Annotated in this window: 17 protein-coding genes, 1 tRNA gene and 1 pseudogene; 16 read left to right on the forward strand and 3 right to left on the reverse strand. The window is 42.6% G+C overall.

Annotated features, from left to right (window positions below; translation table 11 throughout):
• Positions 1-398: 398 nt before the first annotated feature.
• The 3 genes and pseudogenes from LJE72_RS24920 to LJE72_RS24930 form a co-directional block, all read right to left on the reverse strand.
• A pseudogene (locus LJE72_RS24920) lies at positions 399-530 on the reverse strand (DUF3102 domain-containing protein); the annotation flags it as partial.
• A 195-nt stretch (positions 531-725) separates the two neighbouring features.
• Entirely contained in the window at positions 726-1,895 is a 1,170-nt protein-coding gene (locus LJE72_RS24925; protein ID WP_229250779.1) for an aminotransferase class I/II-fold pyridoxal phosphate-dependent enzyme, read from the reverse strand.
• A complete protein-coding gene (locus tag LJE72_RS24930; protein ID WP_229250781.1) occupies positions 1,892-2,389 on the reverse strand; it encodes an Lrp/AsnC family transcriptional regulator in 498 nt (165 codons plus the stop codon). The genes LJE72_RS24925 and LJE72_RS24930 overlap by 4 nt, the downstream gene beginning before the upstream one ends.
• A gap of 686 nt (positions 2,390-3,075) precedes the next feature.
• On the opposite strand from LJE72_RS24930, the gene LJE72_RS24935 reads away from it, so the two are divergent.
• The 16 genes from LJE72_RS24935 to LJE72_RS25010 all read left to right on the forward strand — a co-directional run bounded on the left by LJE72_RS24935 (position 3,076) and on the right by LJE72_RS25010 (position 16,234).
• A complete protein-coding gene (locus LJE72_RS24935) occupies positions 3,076-3,291 on the forward strand; it encodes an FmdB family zinc ribbon protein (RefSeq protein ID WP_229250783.1) in 216 nt (71 codons plus the stop codon).
• 15 nt (positions 3,292-3,306) lie between these two features.
• Positions 3,307-3,777, forward strand: coding sequence for a tRNA (cytidine(34)-2'-O)-methyltransferase (locus tag LJE72_RS24940; RefSeq protein ID WP_229250784.1), 471 nt, complete (start codon positions 3,307-3,309; stop codon positions 3,775-3,777).
• Positions 3,778-3,833: 56 nt separating this feature from the next.
• Positions 3,834-4,886: a glycosyltransferase family 4 protein gene (locus LJE72_RS24945; RefSeq protein ID WP_229250786.1), complete on the forward strand. Its 1,053-nt coding sequence runs from the start codon at positions 3,834-3,836 to the stop codon at positions 4,884-4,886.
• A 99-nt stretch (positions 4,887-4,985) separates the two neighbouring features.
• The gene (locus LJE72_RS24950; RefSeq protein ID WP_229250788.1) at positions 4,986-5,942 is read left to right on the forward strand and encodes a glycosyl hydrolase family 18 protein; all 957 of its coding nucleotides are present in this window, start codon (positions 4,986-4,988) and stop codon (positions 5,940-5,942) included.
• A 22-nt stretch (positions 5,943-5,964) separates the two neighbouring features.
• The gene (locus LJE72_RS24955; protein ID WP_229250790.1) at positions 5,965-6,663 is read left to right on the forward strand and encodes a metal-dependent hydrolase; all 699 of its coding nucleotides are present in this window, start codon (positions 5,965-5,967) and stop codon (positions 6,661-6,663) included.
• Between the two features lie 113 nt (positions 6,664-6,776).
• Positions 6,777-6,917: a cleavage protein gene (locus LJE72_RS24960; protein ID WP_229250793.1), complete on the forward strand. Its 141-nt coding sequence runs from the start codon at positions 6,777-6,779 to the stop codon at positions 6,915-6,917.
• A 2-nt stretch (positions 6,918-6,919) separates the two neighbouring features.
• Positions 6,920-7,099, forward strand: a complete 180-nt coding sequence (locus tag LJE72_RS24965) for a small, acid-soluble spore protein, alpha/beta type (RefSeq protein ID WP_229250795.1) — start codon at positions 6,920-6,922, stop codon at positions 7,097-7,099.
• Positions 7,100-7,176: 77 nt separating this feature from the next.
• Positions 7,177-8,505, forward strand: coding sequence for a DRTGG domain-containing protein (locus LJE72_RS24970; RefSeq protein WP_229250803.1), 1,329 nt, complete (start codon positions 7,177-7,179; stop codon positions 8,503-8,505).
• Between the two features lie 65 nt (positions 8,506-8,570).
• Positions 8,571-12,110, forward strand: coding sequence for a DNA polymerase III subunit alpha (locus LJE72_RS24975; protein ID WP_229250796.1), 3,540 nt, complete (start codon positions 8,571-8,573; stop codon positions 12,108-12,110).
• Between the two features lie 76 nt (positions 12,111-12,186).
• Positions 12,187-12,693 carry a pantetheine-phosphate adenylyltransferase gene (gene coaD, locus LJE72_RS24980; RefSeq protein WP_229250797.1) on the forward strand — a complete coding sequence of 169 codons (507 nt, stop codon included), beginning with the start codon at positions 12,187-12,189 and terminating at the stop codon, positions 12,691-12,693.
• Between the two features lie 71 nt (positions 12,694-12,764).
• Complete coding sequence (locus LJE72_RS24985) at positions 12,765-12,965, forward strand: putative signal transducing protein (protein WP_007784763.1); 201 nt, start codon at positions 12,765-12,767, stop codon at positions 12,963-12,965.
• Between the two features lie 2 nt (positions 12,966-12,967).
• Entirely contained in the window at positions 12,968-13,888 is a 921-nt protein-coding gene (accD, locus tag LJE72_RS24990) for an acetyl-CoA carboxylase, carboxyltransferase subunit beta (protein WP_229250798.1), read from the forward strand.
• Entirely contained in the window at positions 13,872-14,858 is a 987-nt protein-coding gene (locus tag LJE72_RS24995) for an acetyl-CoA carboxylase carboxyltransferase subunit alpha (RefSeq protein WP_229250800.1), read from the forward strand. The genes accD and LJE72_RS24995 overlap by 17 nt, the downstream gene beginning before the upstream one ends.
• 59 nt (positions 14,859-14,917) lie before the next feature.
• A tRNA-Leu gene (locus LJE72_RS25000) sits at positions 14,918-15,003 on the forward strand.
• 316 nt (positions 15,004-15,319) lie between these two features.
• On the forward strand, positions 15,320-15,814 hold the full coding sequence (locus LJE72_RS25005; protein WP_229250801.1) for an HAD family hydrolase: 495 nt from the start codon (positions 15,320-15,322) through the stop codon (positions 15,812-15,814).
• 222 nt (positions 15,815-16,036) lie between these two features.
• Entirely contained in the window at positions 16,037-16,234 is a 198-nt protein-coding gene (locus LJE72_RS25010; protein WP_073031784.1) for a DUF1858 domain-containing protein, read from the forward strand.
• Positions 16,235-16,497 lie beyond the last annotated feature (263 nt).

A 16,497-nucleotide genomic window follows, 5' to 3' on the forward strand; every position in this document is an offset into this window, starting at 1 on the left:
AACTCACTATACTTCTCTCGGAGGTCCATGACAACTATTCTAACTCAGGGGGTTATCCTTGGAATCTGTGCGATGGTTTTAAACCTTATTATACTTAATACACCTTTTAATACAATTTTCCCTTGGACTATCCCAGTGATTTTCAGCCCTCACGAGGGGGGGAGATCATTCATTAATTACCCACTGGGAACTTTTACTTTATTGGTTACTTTTGTAATAGGTATTGTAATGAGCTTAAAATCATTGAAAAGGGATGTTCATTAAAAATAGAATCAGGAAAAAAGCTAAAACGATTATTTTAAATATCCCTTTTATTGTCTTGAGATTACTATCTTTAGTAGTTACATGTATTCCGGTTTTTGCAACTTGAAGCCGTCTAAATTAAGGGTGGGATAACCCAGCTCCCGGGTGGTCATATCTTCAACATCATGACGCGAGATAAATTTCTCCCGCTCATCTTCAGGAATCCCCAGAAGGAGAAAGGACTGGTAGTGGGTCAAATTCGCCAGCGCTGGCGAATTTGAGCTAGGGACCAAATCAATAATGATCTTTATTTGAAAAACCAGTTTATCCAGTGAAAATATAGAGAATACCCTCATATCATAATAATGACATGAGGGTATTCTTATTTAGACGTTTTAATATTGTCCTTGACATAGGACCCATTTTAGTTAGAGGACAGTATGCCTTAATTATAGTCAGAATTATATTCAGACCCTCAAATGTTATAGATTAGCTAATCTACGCTCTACAAAATGGGAAATGCGTTTAAGGGCTTCCTGAAGTTGCTCCATGGAATATGCGTAAGAACAACGAATATGGCCTTCTCCGGAAGGACCAAATGCAGTTCCCGGAACGACAGCTACTTGCTCTTCTATTAAGAGTTGTTCAGCAAATTCTTCTGAAGATAATTTTGTTTTAGAGATATCGGGGAAGACATAAAAGGCACCTAAGGGTTCGAAACAATCGAGGCCCATCTGTCGAAAGCCGTGAACCATAAGACGTCGTCGCCTGTCATAGGCTGTGACCATATCGTTTTTAGCCTCATTGGCAGACCGCAATGCTTCTATGGCGGCAAATTGCCCCATGATGGGAGCACAAAGCATTGTGTACTGATGAATCTTAGTCATTCCTTGAACCAGATCAGCATGACCGGCAACGTATCCAATTCTCCAACCGGTCATGGCATATGATTTTGAGAATCCACTCACAAAGAGAGTACGGTCCCGCATTCCGGGTAAGCTGGCAAAGGAGACATGTGTCTCGTCGTAGGTGAGGTCGGAATAGATATCATCGGCAAGGACCAGAAGGTCGTGCTCATTTACGAAATCGGCAATGGGAAGTAAATCCTCGCGATTCATAATTGCTCCGGTAGGGTTATTCGGATAGGAGAGAACTAAGAGCTTAGCTTTCGGAGTGTAGGCTCTTGCTAAGTCTTCTACGCGCATGCGGAAATTTTCCTTGGCATAAGTAGGAACGTAGCTGACGCTTGCTCCTGCCAATATGGCACAGGGAGCATAGGATACGTAGGACGGATCGGGAACTAAGACAACATCCCCTGGTCCCAGTACAGCTCGCATTACGAGGTCGACGGCCTCGCTCGCTCCAGAGGTGATGAGAATCTCATGATGAGGGTCGTAGGAAAGATTCAAGGTTTTATTCAGATGGTGGGACAACTCATCACGCAACTCAAAAAGACCTGCGTTACTGGTATACATGGTCTGTCCTTCTTCCAGAGAAAAGATGCCACTTTCTCTGACTGTCCAAGGAGTGACAAAGTCCGGTTCTCCAACCCCTAATGAAATGACATCTTTCATAGTCGCGACAAGGTCAAAGAACTTTCGGATTCCCGAGGGGGGAAGGGTTGCAACATGGGTGGCCAGATAATTATTCATGGTGACACCACCAGACGTTGGAGGGTCTCTTCTTCGCCCATAAGCTCTATTCCGTCTTGCTTATAGCGGCGAAGCACAAAGTGGGTCGCTGTACTCTGAACATGTTCAAGAGAGGCCAACTTTTCAGCCACAAAAAGGGCGACATCTTGCATGGTTTTACCTTCGATAAGCAGGGATAAGTCATATCCTCCGGACATCAAAAAAAGTGCTTTGATCTCAGGATATTTCTGCAAACGTTTGGCGATCTTATCAAAGCCATAGCCCCGTTGGGGCAAGACTTTCACTTCAATCAGAGCAGATACCTTTTCATCGCCGGTCCTGTCCCAGTTGATCATGGGTTGATAGCCGACGATTACTTTTTCGTTTTCCCAATCTTGAATACGTTTCGTGATGTATTCTGGTGACAATCCGGTTTGAACAGAAAGCTCTTCAGGCTTAAGTCTACAATCTTCGGAAATGAGTTTGAGCAGTCTGCGATCCTTTTCACTGAACATAAAATCCACTCCTCTTATTATATAACACATCATAACACGCATTTTATCCTTATAAAAGATCAAAATTAGGAGGACAATTTCGTGCCATGGTAATCCTTTTTAGGATGGTATTAACTTTACCAAAAACGAGACAAAACATCTAGACTTTTCCTGTATGTATACAAAATATCTTTCTTAATTGTCTGTATCATCTGTCACTATTTTCATGCCCATTTTTAATAATATGTTCTCATGGCGAAGCTGATAGAGGTCCCGTAATTGAATTTGGGGCAAGATAATGAGTAGATTAAGCACATAAGGGAAAGTCCGTTTGTTTTATTAAAATCTCTGCAATGGCGGTGTTTAGCATGAAGGCAATCGGTGGGATAATTCTGATTTGCATAGGACAGGATTCATAGGGTATACGGTTAAAAATATAAAAGGGTATAGGGTCGAAACATCTTGGGTTAAGATGTTAATGTTTATCATAGATGTTCTAGGAGAAGGGGGAGCTGCTGTAGGTTTGTTACTTATACTTGTGGGCATAATCCTAATTTTTAGTTAAGTAATTTAAAGGATATTGCTTGAGTGACAAGTTTCGATAAGATTAGGTTGGGTTTGTCAGAATTTCAGGTTATAATAGTCTGGGATAGAATAATAACCTTGCTTAATCAATTTGATGGTTCATAGCTGAGAGGAGTCATTATATGCCAATCTATGAATTCGGATGTCCGGGCTGTGGGGGTATCACCACGGAATTGTGTAAAATAGGAGAAAAAGGGGAGCAACTCAGGTGTGAGGAATGTGGAAACACAGGGCTGATAAAACACATCTCAGGATTTGCAAGTCTGGGAGTCCGTGGAGGGGCCGGGAGCGGCAACTGTTCGCCAGGGTGTAGTGGGAATTGTGCAGGATGTCATTGAAAGGGGCCCGTATTCTTGAAGAAGCGACTGAATATTGTCTTAGTTGAACCGGAAATTCCACCGAATACAGGAAATGTGGCACGGCTTTGTGCAGCGACGGGAGCTGCACTTCATCTAGTAAAACCATTAGGTTTTAGCATTGATGACAAACAACTAAAACGTGCCGGTCTAGACTACTGGCATCTTTTAGATATTTATATTTATGAAAATTTTGCGGAGTTTGAAGAAAAGAACCCTGTTGGTCCTCGTTATTTAGCAACCACTAAAGGTGGACGATCTTATACGGACATTTCCTATGAATTAGGAGGATACCTTCTATTTGGGAAGGAAACCAAAGGACTGGCTCCTGAAATTATTGGGCGCTATCCAGAAACGGCACTGCGATTGCCGATGCGTGCGGATGCTCGTTCATTAAATCTATCAAATTCTGTGGCTGTTATCGTTTACGAAGTGTTACGCCAATGGGATTTTCCGAACCTTGTCTAGAAAGGGGCAAAGCACATGTTAACAAAACCCAATGCAAAGGCGGTTGAAGAACAATCATGATGAATGGATATTGGTTGACATTTTTGATGGCCTTAGTGATTGCAGTAATTGCTACGCCATTTTCTATGAAACTGGCGAAACGTTGGGGGGCAATTGCCTATCCGGGCGGGCGACATATTCACAGTCGACCAATTCCGCGTCTTGGCGGCTTGGCACTGTATGTGGCTTTTTGGATTACTGCTTTGGTGACACAAGCTTGGAGTGAAAATATCTGGGGCTTATTTATTGGAAGTACCATCATTGTAGGGGTTGGTATATGGGATGATATCCGTGAAATTCGCCCTTTGCATAAGCTATATTGGCAAATCGCTGCAGCGGCAGTGCTGATCTTCTTTGATTTTTCTATGAATTTCATTTCCATTCCGTTTCTCGACGAACCACTAAAATTTGAAACCTTTGGACTAAGTGCTGTCGGCGTCATATTAATGCTATTTTGGGTCGTCGGATTGGTGAATACAGTGAATGTTTCTGATGGATTGGATGGACTGGCTGCCGGCATATGTTTTATCGTTGCTATTCTGCTGTTTTGGTCGGCGGACGGGATTAATCAATTTCCAGCCGCTCATCTTACCTTAGCTTTAGCCGGAGCGCTTCTCGGTTTTCTGTTTTTCAATTTCCCCCCAGCGCGTGTTTTCATGGGGGATTCGGGAAGTATGTTTCTAGGGTATATTATTGGAGGGATTTCCATCATGGGCCTCCTTAAAACTGCAACAATTCTTGGTTTGGTTTTTCCGCTCCTAGTTTTGGGTATGCCGGTCACAGACCTGACTTTTGCCATTATACGGCGAAAACTGCGCGGGCAATCTATTGCCATGGCTGATCGAGGGCATCTGCACCATCGTTTACTCGATGCTGGGTTTACTCAAAGGCAAGCTGTATTTTTAATGTATGGAATTAGTGCTTGCTTTGGGGTTGCTGCCGTACTTGGAGCAAAGGGACAATGGATTAGTGCCTTTGTAGTTCTCTTTGTAGTTTTTGCGATACTAATCACTATTTTAATGCGCCGAACTGAAAAACTGGCAGTATTTGCTCGTCGACAGTCTAAGTGAATTTCATCTAGAAATACTAAAATATGGCCTTTGCCATTAGGTGCCTGCTACACTTCTTTTTCCCTCCATGCATATGATGGTCGGAAAGGGGGTATAAGTATGCCATTAAATGTGTTTGCCTTTTATAATGGCTTAACGGAGCAAACAAAGGGTTACCCTTATTTAAAACGTTACGGGAACGGCATACAGGAACTGGCAATTTTTGAGGTGTCTATTCAGAGTAATGGAGCAATCCTTGGGCGTCCAAGTCGGCAACTTATTGAAGAGGCCCATACCATGGGGATTAAGGTGTATTTAGTCATTAGCAATTTAACTCGGCAGGGTCAGTTTTCTACAGCTTTGATGGGACGTTTAGTACGAGAACAAGAATTTGCCAACCTAGTTTGGAGAAACATACGTAATGTTTTAGTTGAGTATCAAATGGATGGAGTAAATCTTGATTTAGAAAAAGCGGCTCCTGCAGATCGTCCGCTTTTTAGTCAATTAATTCAAACTTGGTCCGCCATGTTTAAAGAAGCAAATTTCGTGGTATCAATAGATGTACCCGCTAAAACTTCGAGTGACCCTCTGAACGCTTGGAGGGGGTCGTTTGATTATAGACCAATTGGGCGAGCTGTCGATGAAGTAATTCTAATGACTTACGAAGAACATTGGTCGCAAAGCGAACCAGGATCGGTAGCCTCAATTCCTTGGGTCACTCAAGTTTTAGATTATGCCATAGCCAATATTCCACGTGACAAAATCTATATGGGAATTCCAATGTATGGGTATGATTGGCCAGAGGACGGTACAGGGAAAGTTATTGGTTATCAACGGGCTACAGAGCTTGCACGTCGATACGGTGCTCCGTTACAATGGGATGCAAGGCAACACAGCACGTATTTCCGATACGAGACTAGAAGAGTTCGCCACACAGTATATTTTGAAGATCCAAGGAGCTTAAGAGAGAAACTGGAGCTTGCAACGCAGAAAGGCATACGCGGTGTTGCACTTTGGGAAATGAACCTTAGTTATCCTCAATTTTGGGAAGTACTGCAAACGTACATCAAACGGTAAAAAAATAGGAGGTTTCTCATGTATGCGTATTCATTTCCATGGACATGCTTGCTTTGAAATTGTAGGGGAAACAGGAAGAATCCTTATAGATCCTTTTTTAACAGGTAATCCAAGCGCAACGGCTAGACCCTCAGATTTTACTCATCTTGATGCGATTCTTGTCACTCATGGGCATAGTGATCATTTAGGGGATGCAATACATTTGTCTAAGCAGACCGGAGCTCCGATCATTGCTGTTTTTGAGTTGGCGAGTTATTGCCAGAGCCAGGGGGCTAAGACCCACGCTATGCATATTGGAGGAAAGCATCTGTTTTCCTTTGGATTGATTAAACTTACTCTTGCATTACATGGATCTGGGATACAAAGTCCCAACGACGAGCATATGATCTATGGGGGGTTAGCCTGCGGATTCTTGCTTCAGATGGAGGGAAAATGGCTTTATCATGCAGGGGATACAGGATTGTTCGGGGATATGGAACTTATCGGCCGTCGTTATCCTATCGAGGTTGCTATGCTCCCAATCGGTGATAATTTCGTCATGGGGGTAGAAGAAGCGGTTCATGCGTCCCAATTATTGCGCCCTAAAGTGGTTATTCCCATGCACTATAATACATTCCCATTGATTGCCCAAGATGCTGGAGAGTTCTTACATCTCCTGCAGCGCAGAGTGCCGGAAAGCCAAGGCAAGGCACTAAGTCCGGGTGAATCATACGAAGTTTAAAACATAGTTAAAATCAATCAATCCCACTTGATTCTCAAGTGGGATATTTTTATGCAAAAATGGTCAAACTTAAATGTGGGGAGAGATCATTATAGTCGAGGAGATGAATTTAAATGACAAGAAAATTATGTGCCATGCATTGTCTTTATGGGATTGAAGGTCGTTGTCGGTTGGAACATATTATAGGTGAACGTGGACCAAATTGCCCTCATTATGAAGAGGGGTTTAACCTCATGAGCAGGGGGAGGATCTAAGCATGAAGCAGCAAAAACCAAAGGTAAGGCGAATAGATCCTTTAGAACCTCTGAAAATGGAGATCGCGGCGGAGTTGGGATTAATCGAACAGATACACAATAACGGATGGCATTCTTTGAGTGCTAAGGATGCAGGGAGAATCGGAGGACTTATGACTCAAAGGCGACGAAAAGATGGTTAGAAGATTCCTCTAAAACATAGTTGAATAATAATTCATGTGATATAATAATAGTCCGATATAGTAATAGTTGGGAGCGTATACAGTTGACAAAGCATCAACAAATTTTAACCTTTATTGAAGATCTGGCAATTGGCAGTAAAGTTTCAGTTCGGTTCATTGCTAAAGAGCTGGACGTCAGTGAAGGAACAGCTTATCGGGCTATAAAAGAGGCAGAGGCTAAAGGATTTGTCCGTTCGATTCCTAAGGTTGGAACGATTCGAATTGAAGGAGTCAAAGAGAGGCAAATCGAGGATTTGACATTGCGTGAAGTTTCTCAGATTGCAGAAGGTGTTGTTATTTGCGGCTTTGCACATCTCGATCGCTCCCCTAATAAGTTCGTAATTGCCGCAATGGAGTTAAATACCATGGTGCGCTACTTAGAAGAGGGTGCATTGTGTATTGTCGGAAACCGTCATGACGCTCAGATTGTTGCTTTAAATCATCATACATCACTGTTAATTACCGGAGGATTTGAACCTGATGAAGAGGTTATAGCTTTAGCACGAAATAATGAATTAGTGATTATTCAGTCTCCTTATGATACATTTGCGGTCACTTCAATGATTAACCGTGCCCTCTATGATCGATTGATTCAGAAAGAACTCATTTTAGTCGAAGATATTATGGTTAAAGATGTGAGCTATCTAACTGCAGATGCTACAGTCGACGATTGGAGAAAACTATCTCAAAACACGGACCACAGCCGTTTTCCTGTTGTTGATGAGGAAATGAATCTGGTCGGAATCGTTACCGCTGTGGATGTCGCTGGAGCTGAGGTCAAGACACCTATCAAAGAGGTTATGAATCCTAATGCTTTTCTTGTCGGTCGAGATGATCCTGTAACCCATATCTCCCGAATTATGGTTTGGGAAGGGTGGGAAATAGCTATCGTTGCAGATCAGGGAAAATTGATCGGCATTATTAGCTTACAAGATGTCATTGAGGCTTACCAGCAAGTTCAGAAACAACCACAGTTTGGAGAAACAGTCGATAATCTTGTGCTAAGCGGATTCCGATTTGTCGATGATGCAGAGCATCTCACAATTGAAGGGGAAATTACCAATGCCATGAGTGATGACTACGGTTCTGCCAGTTGCGGGGTTATCGTGACGGTTATGAATATGGCCGGCTATATTGGACTGCGCAAGAAGTACCGACTTAATGCGATTACCGAAAATTTTACCCTGTACCAGTTGCAGCCTATTGCAGTCGGAACTGAAATTAAGGTCACAGCAAGGCTATTATTAGTTGCCAAGAAACATTGCAATATTGAGGTAGAAGTGACGGCTAATAATGCTATGGTTGCCAAAGGTTTAATGACTGCCAGGATAGGGGATAAGAAATTGGTTAGCGAAACAGTCTATTAATTTGGCAAAGCCCCCTCATCCAGTGGACGAGGGGGCTTTCTAAGGAAGGCAGGTGAATCCTTATAATGGCTCAAATGTCTCAGAATAGGTGTGGCTTTGTTCACTTGCATAATCATACAGAATTTAGTCTCCTTGACGGAGCAGCACGAATCAAAAACTTAGTCCAGCGTGCAGTGGAATTAGAAATGTCGGCTTTGGCTATCACGGATCATGGAGTCATGTACGGGGTTATCGACTTCTATAAGGCCTGTAAGCAAGCCGGAATCAAACCGATTATAGGGTGTGAGGTTTATGTAGCCCCTAATAAGAGGACTGATAAGATACAAGGGAAAGACGACGCGAATTATCACTTGGTTTTACTTGCCGAAAATGAGCAAGGGTATCGCAACTTGATCAAATTAGTTTCTATGGCTCATATCGAAGGTTTCTATTATAAACCTCGAGTAGATAAAGAAATTCTTCGCAAGCATTCGGAAGGGATCATTGCGCTAAGTGCGTGTTTGGCTGGAGAAGTCGCTGTGCACTTAGTGCAGGAACAATTGGAAATGGCTGTTCAAAGCGCCCTTGAGTATGAAGATATTTTCGGTAAAGGGAATTTCTTTCTGGAAATCCAAGATCATGGGATAGAAGAACAGCGCAAAGTCATTATAGGAATGTGGAAGATTCACGAGCGTACAGGGATTCCGATGGTGGCTACAAATGATGTGCACTATGTTAAACGTGAGGATGCGTTCGTACAAGACGCTCTGCTCTGTATTCAAACCGGTAAGACCTTAGATGATACAGCGCGAATGCGTTTTTCCAGTCAGGAGTTCTTCCTTAAATCTGAACAGGAGATGTCTCTGCTCTTTGGGGAACACCCGGAAGTGTTGACGAACACGTCTCTGATCGCGGAACGTTGTCACATGGATTTTCATTTTGGGGATAATTTTTTACCCGTGTTCGAGGTTCCCCCAGGATATACCTTAGATGACTATCTAGAGGCAGAATGCCGCAAGGCCTTTCCACGTTTCTATCCTCAAATGACAGAGCGGGAACGTGAACGATTAGATTACGAACTTCAAGTCATTTTCCAAACAGGCTTTTCCGGATATTTTTTGATCGTGGCAGATTTTTGCCGTTTTGCCAGGGATAATGGCGTGGTCGTCGGCCCGGGACGAGGATCTGCGGCTGCGAGTATGGTGGCATACTTACTAGGGATAACATCGGTTGAACCCTTGCGCTTTGATCTGCTGTTTGAACGTTTTTTGAATCCTGAACGTATCTCAATGCCGGATATTGATATAGATTTTGACCCGGAAGGCCGGGAACGTGTCATCCGCTATGTTACCCAAAAATATGGCGCTGATAAGGTATGTCAGATTATCACCTTTGGAACTATGGGGGCCAAAGCGGCTATCCGAGATGGGGGAAGAGTGTTGGCTATCCCCTTGTTTCGAGTCGATAAAGTAGCCAAAACTATTCCTTCGGATCTGGGAATGACGTTAGAGAAGGCTTTAGATGTATCTCCTGATTTGGCCCGAATGGTAGAAGAAGATGAAGAAATAAAAAGACTCTATACTTTGGCCAAGTCACTCGAGGGAATGACCCGACATGCATCTACCCATGCTGCAGGGGTCGTGATCTCTAAAGATCCTCTTATGAATTATTTGCCACTCCAGAGGACGTCAGAAGACTTTGTCATGACTCAGTTTCCCATGAAGGCAGTTGAGGAAATCGGGCTCCTAAAAATGGATTTTCTGGGTTTGAGAAATCTGACAATTTTACAAGAGGCTGTGCTTCGGATTGAAGAGATCCATGGCTTAAAGCTTGATTTAGCAACTTTAACCTTAGATGATCCCAAGACCTATGAGCTTTTGGCGTCGGGAAATAGTACGGGGATTTTTCAGCTGGAAAGCGGCGGGATGCGCACGATTCTAAAGGATCTCAAACCAACATGCTTCGAGGATATTATCGCTGTCGTAGCCTTATACCGGCCTGGTCCAATGGAACAAATCCCAGAATTTATCCGCCGAAAACGCGGAGGCAACATTACTTATCTGCATCCAAAGTTAGAGCCGATCCTTAAATCGACCTACGGGATTATTGTATATCAGGAACAAGTCATGCAGATTGCCCGGGATCTGGGGGGCTACTCTCTGGGACGAGCGGATTTGCTACGCCGGGCGATGGGGAAAAAGAAGAAAGAAATCATGGCAGAGGAACGGCAAAATTTCATCCATGGATTGCAAGATACTGATGGAACATGGATTATTCCGGGGGCACTGCGCATTGGCTTGACGCTCAAAGATGCAGAAGAAATCTTTGACTTAATGGCTAAGTTCGCAGAATATGGCTTTAATAAAGGGCATGCAACAGCTTATGCCGTGATTTCGTATCAAACGGCTTATTTAAAAGCAAATTATCCATTAGAATTTATGGCGGCTCTTTTAAGTACAGTGATGGGCTCGTCGGATAAAATATCGTTTTATATTCAAGATGCTCGAACCGGTGGGATTCAGGTGCTTCCTCCAGATGTTCAATATAGTCAAGTCGGATTTTCTATTGAGGAGAAAGCGATCCGCTTTGGCTTTGGTGCCATTCGTAACGTCGGCGTTAATGTTGTGGAGAAGATATTAGATGCTAGGAAGGATGGCCCTTTTAAATCTCTCGATGATTTTTGCCTGCGTGTCGACCAAAAGGTCTTGAATCGCCGTGTTCTGGAAAGCTTAGTGCGTTCGGGTGCCTTTGGATCAATTTGTACACGAGCACAAGCTCTGGCAGTCATCGATCAAGTACTAGAGACGACTGGCCGTCGGCAAAAAGATCGACTTTCAGGGCAATTCTCGTTTTTCGATTTGGATGAAGAGATGGATGAAGGAATTACTCTGCCTCTGCTTCCGGATTTTAAAGAACGAGAGATCTTGGACATGGAAAAGGAGTATCTCGGACTCTACTTAAGTGGACACCCGCTATCTTCTGTTTTACCTCAACTGAAGGATTATATTTCTTCAGATATCTTAACTTGCCTGGAAGGGGAGGAAGAGAAGAAAGTTGCGCTTGGTGGATTAGTGACTGGTTTTCGGCAGAATGTTACTAAAAAAGGGGAAATGATGGCCAGCTTTGTTCTGGAAGACTTAACGAGCGGAATTGAGGTGTTGGTCTTTCCACGTGTTTATGCTCAGACTAATACTTTTGCTAACGACGATGTGATTGTTCTGTCAGGACGATATAACATTCGAGACGACGAAAAGAAGATTTTTGCTGAGAAAATTACTAAAATAGAGGACCTAAAACCTTCAGGAAATAATAAACCGACTAGACCAGCCACAATTTCCGAAGAAGTTCCAATCTCCATTACAAGAAGCAACTCGTCACAAGCTACAGTGAAGCGACTCTTTTTAAGATTCTCTAACGAAGAAAGTGATTTAATGCAAACCGTATTGAGTATCTTACAACGTTTTCCCGGCAGCCAACCGGTATATTTCTACTTTGAGGATAGTCAAAAAACCCTTGAAGGAAAACGGAAATTTTGGGTTAATGATAGAGATGAACTGACAAACGCACTTTGGGAAGTGATGGATCAACAGAATGTGGTCTGGCGACCAGCTAAATATTTTGCCTAAAGGGGCTTACCTTGCAGGAATCCCAGCTTTTAAGGCGAAAACCATCAAAACATCCTAAATGAAAAGGTGATAAAGTGTGCGTATTGCAATATATCCAGGAACATTCGACCCAGTAACTAAAGGACATCTTGATATATTAGTTCGAGCTAAAGAGCTATTCGATGGCTTGATTATTGCCGTTGCTGCCGATAGTAATAAGACTCCCTTGTTTACATTGGGTGAGAGAATGGAACTTCTCACGGAATCAACCAAAGATATGCCTAATGTCAGTGTTCGTGTTTTTGAAGGGTTGACAGTTGAGTTTGCTCGCCAATGCGGAGCCATCGCCATAATTCGAGGGCTCCGAGCCTTATCCGATTTTGAATATGAATTCCAATTGGCCTTAATGAACAAAAAGATTGCCCCCGATGTGGAAACAATTTTCCTTATGACCCAAAGCGAATACTCCTTTATCAGTTCAAGTGCCATTAAATGGGCTTCCAGTTTACATGCCGGGGTCTCTGATTTTGTACCCGTACATGTAGAGAAGGCGCTTATCGCAAAGTATTCTAGTCTTCGATCAGACTCTAATATGGAGGATTAGAATACCCCTTTGTTGCACAATTAGAAGGGCTATGGTATCATAAATCGATTTAAAAAGGGGGATTTTCAAAAATGTGGACGGTCATTTATATTGCTCCCAATAAATTAATCGCAGAGAAGTATAAGAAAATCCTTACGGATGAAGGGATGCTTGTCCAGCTTCGTCCGATTGGCTCGGCACATCTTGGTGAACATGCTTCAGTCGAAATTCTTGTACCGGAATCTGAAGCTGAAGAGGCGCATGAAATTATCACTGGCGCTATGGGGAGCTAACTATGTTTAAGGATATATTCAGAAAGACAAAGTATGTTACCATAAAATCTGGTCAGATGCAGAATCGCACTCCGTCTGAGGTTTCTATGCAAGGAGAAGTTGTTGGTATAAGTAAAAAAGAACTACCTGATGGACTTTGGGTTAAATGCCCAAAATGTGGGGAAGTTCTCTTCAATAAAGATATCGAGGAAAACGCGCGAGTTTGTACTACCTGTGAGCATCATTTTAGAATTTCCGCCAATGCACGCCTTGCGTTATTGGTGGATGAAAACAGTTTTGAAGAGTGGGATGCTGAATTAACAACTTTGGATTCTTTGGAATTTCCCGGCTATGAAGAAAAGCTCATTGAAGCCCAGGAGAAATCAGGCATGACAGAAGGAATACTCACGGGTCGTGCCAGGATTGAGGATATTCCCTTTGTAGTAGCTATTAATGAAGCGAGTTTTATGATGGGCAGTATGGGTTCTGTCGTGGGAGAAAAAATTGCCCGGGCGATTGAACGGGCGATTGAGTTAAGGTTGCCGGTGGTTATTTTTTCTACTTCCGGAGGTGCCAGGATGCAAGAAGGGATTCTTTCTCTCTACCAAATGGCCAAAACGAGTGCGGCTTTAGGAAAACTGGCAGAGAACCGCCTATTATATATTTCCGTGCTTACAGATCCCACGTTTGGTGGGGTGACAGCCAGCTATGCTTCACTGGGGGACATTATGATTTCTGAACCTAATGCTTTAATTGGGTTTACAGGACCGCGTGTCATCAAACAAACGATGAGGCAAGAACTCCCTAAGGGAGCACAAACGGCTGAGTTTAACCAGGAACATGGCTTAATTGATCTGATCGTGGCGCGTACTCAGATGCGGTCCGTTTTAGCACGTTTACTACGGTACCATCAGGAAGGGGCTCAGTATGGCGCAACTGTTTGAATTTGAAAAACCAATTGCGGAACTAGTAGTTAGAATTGCAGAAATCCAGAAGTTTTCCGCGGACAAGGGGATTGACCTTTCTCAAGAAGTAGCCACCCTTGAAAAAAAAGTGGCACTCTTAAAAAAGGAAATTTATGGTAATCTTGAGCCCTGGCAGAAAGTTCAAATTGCTCGTCACTCAGAGCGACCTAACTTTTATGATTATGCTCCCCTGTTGTTTGAAGACTTCACAGAACTTAAAGGGGACCGGCTTTTCGCGGATGATCGCTCTGTTGCTGGAGGAATAGCACTTTTTCACGGAATTGTTGTGACCGTAATTGCCCAGGTTAAGGGTAAGGATACGAAGGAAAATATTAAACGCAACTTTGGCATGCCACATCCGGAAGGCTATCGCAAAGCGGTACGATTAATGGATCAAGCAGAAAAGTTTGGACGTCCGATCCTTACGTTTATTGATACTCCCGGAGCTGCCTGTGACCTGGGAGCCGAGGAAAGAGGTCAGGGTGAAGCAATTGCTCGATGCCTGCTTGCGATGTCAGGCTATCATGTTCCTGTGATCAGTACGGTGATAGGAGAAGGCGGAAGTGGCGGTGCACTCGCTCTAGGGGCGGGCAATGTACTATTAATGCTCGAGAATTCTTTTTACTCCGTAATTGCTCCAGAAAGTTGCGCTTCAATTCTCTGGAAGGATACAACAAAGGCGAAAGAAGCGGCAGCCGCTTTGAAATTTACGGCTCAAGATTTATTAAGGCTTGGGGTAGCGGACGAATTGGTACGGGAGTCTCAAGGTGGCGCTCACAATAATCTGAACCAAACTGCTGATGAATTGTCCCAGGTCATATCGAAGTATTTGATTCGACTGCGTTCGGAAAGTCCAGAGGTGCTTCGCGAGAAGCGATATGAGAAGCTACGGACCATCGGATTTTTTCATGAAACAGCTGATATAAATTTAACAAAAGACTTGACTTAGTCTTGGGATTAATGTTATTATAACTAGGCCGTCATGATTCATCTGACGGAATTATATATGGGCGAGTGGCGGAATGGCAGACGCGTCGGTCTCAAAATCCGATATATGTGAGTATGTGGGGGTTCAAGTCCCCCCTCGCCCACCACAGTAAATTCAAGGCCTTCGGGCCTTTCTCTTTTTGCCTAAAATACATGTGAATTTAGAAAAACCATAAAAATGGCCATGAACTTAAAAATAGCTAGATGTTAAAAAGCGTGATTTATTTCACGCTTTTTAACGTTTTCATACTACGAGATATGTGGTAACTCAAGATCTGTATAACTGCGATGACCACGAACCAGAAAGGTGGCTTTTTGTTTCCTTGACAAGTTTCCCCTTATTTCGCGAGAAAGTTATGAGATGATTACAGTACAATGCGGAGGGAGAACGATTGAAAGTATATTTGGAGGGATTGTTGATCCATGCATAAACGGGTTGTGATTTTTGATTGGGGTGACACTGTGATGCGTGATTTTTCTCAATTCAGGGGACCAATGGTCTTTTGGCCTCAAGTTGAAGTCACGGAAGGTCTTGCGGAATCGCTACCAGAAATTCATAGACTCTTTTCCATATGTATTGCTTCAAATGCAGGGGATTCAGACGCAATGCTTATGGCTCAGGCACTTGAAAGGGTTGATATTAGGGGATATTTTGATTTTCTATACACTTCTAAGGAACTCGGTTCTGCTAAACCAAGTCCAAAGTTTTTTCGAGAAATTGTTGATAGAATTGCAGTTAGACCGGAACAATGTGTAATGGTCGGAAATGATTATGAAAAGGATATTATACCAGCGAAAATGACTGGGATGAAGACGATACTGTATCAAAAGAACTTGTCCTCAAGAACTTCTTTGGCAGATGCAACTATTCGATCAATGTATGAGTTGTTTCAATGTCTTAAGGCTTTACACAATTAGTGAGTTTCGAGGAAGAAGATTGTATAAGTATTTTTTGTTGCCACGCCCAGCTGATAACTTCTATACTATTTAGTTTGATTAGTGAACTTTAGGTAAAAACTGGCTGATAAGATGTTAGTTAAATTTTGAGTTACGGTTACATTAAAGAAGAGATACTTATCTATCTGCTGTAATCTCATTACCATTGAACATGATTATATCGAAAAGGAGATGTTAACATCTATGATTACAGGATCTGAATCGATTACTGATGTTGTAGAGAAATACCCACAAACTGTCCAGGTCTTTGAGAAATATGGAATGCATTGTTTTGGTTGCATGGCAGCCCGATTTGAAAATGTTGAACAAGGAGCTTTGGCTCATGGAATCGATGTTGCAAGCTTAATTGAGGATCTGAATAAAACGGTTAATAATCACTAATAATTAGTGAAACTCGTGCCCTTATGTCTGATTGCAATTGACGGTCTGTCAATTGCAATCAGATATTTTTTCTTCAACTCAACTCATTGTATGAAGTTAATATGGATAGGTAAAACGTGTTTATCAATAAAATTATATTGATAAACAATAAAAAAATATTGATTAATAGAAAATAATTGCTTATACTTAGTTGTGAATATTGTTTATGACTTACTTGAAAGACGAGAGGCCACTTTGTAAACCAAGAAGCATTTTTTGTAACC

This window comes from Desulfosporosinus shakirovi, assembly GCF_020595055.1.
Taxonomy (GTDB): Bacteria; Bacillota; Desulfitobacteriia; order Desulfitobacteriales; family Desulfitobacteriaceae; genus Desulfosporosinus; species Desulfosporosinus shakirovi.

Coding starts and splice junctions, on each gene's coding strand:
- LJE72_RS24925 (WP_229250779.1), bottom strand. CDS start 1,895: ATGAATAATTATCTGGCCACCCATGTTGCAACCCTTCCCCCCTCGGGA.
- LJE72_RS24930 (WP_229250781.1), bottom strand. CDS start 2,389: ATGTTCAGTGAAAAGGATCGCAGACTGCTCAAACTCATTTCCGAAGAT.
- LJE72_RS24935 (WP_229250783.1), top strand. CDS start 3,076: ATGCCAATCTATGAATTCGGATGTCCGGGCTGTGGGGGTATCACCACG.
- LJE72_RS24945 (WP_229250786.1), top strand. CDS start 3,834: ATGATGAATGGATATTGGTTGACATTTTTGATGGCCTTAGTGATTGCA.
- LJE72_RS24950 (WP_229250788.1), top strand. CDS start 4,986: ATGCCATTAAATGTGTTTGCCTTTTATAATGGCTTAACGGAGCAAACA.
- LJE72_RS24955 (WP_229250790.1), top strand. CDS start 5,965: ATGCGTATTCATTTCCATGGACATGCTTGCTTTGAAATTGTAGGGGAA.
- LJE72_RS24960 (WP_229250793.1), top strand. CDS start 6,777: ATGACAAGAAAATTATGTGCCATGCATTGTCTTTATGGGATTGAAGGT.
- LJE72_RS24965 (WP_229250795.1), top strand. CDS start 6,920: ATGAAGCAGCAAAAACCAAAGGTAAGGCGAATAGATCCTTTAGAACCT.
- LJE72_RS24975 (WP_229250796.1), top strand. CDS start 8,571: ATGGCTCAAATGTCTCAGAATAGGTGTGGCTTTGTTCACTTGCATAAT.
- LJE72_RS24985 (WP_007784763.1), top strand. CDS start 12,765: ATGTGGACGGTCATTTATATTGCTCCCAATAAATTAATCGCAGAGAAG.
- accD (WP_229250798.1), top strand. CDS start 12,968: ATGTTTAAGGATATATTCAGAAAGACAAAGTATGTTACCATAAAATCT.
- LJE72_RS24995 (WP_229250800.1), top strand. CDS start 13,872: ATGGCGCAACTGTTTGAATTTGAAAAACCAATTGCGGAACTAGTAGTT.
- LJE72_RS25005 (WP_229250801.1), top strand. CDS start 15,320: ATGCATAAACGGGTTGTGATTTTTGATTGGGGTGACACTGTGATGCGT.
- LJE72_RS25010 (WP_073031784.1), top strand. CDS start 16,037: ATGATTACAGGATCTGAATCGATTACTGATGTTGTAGAGAAATACCCA.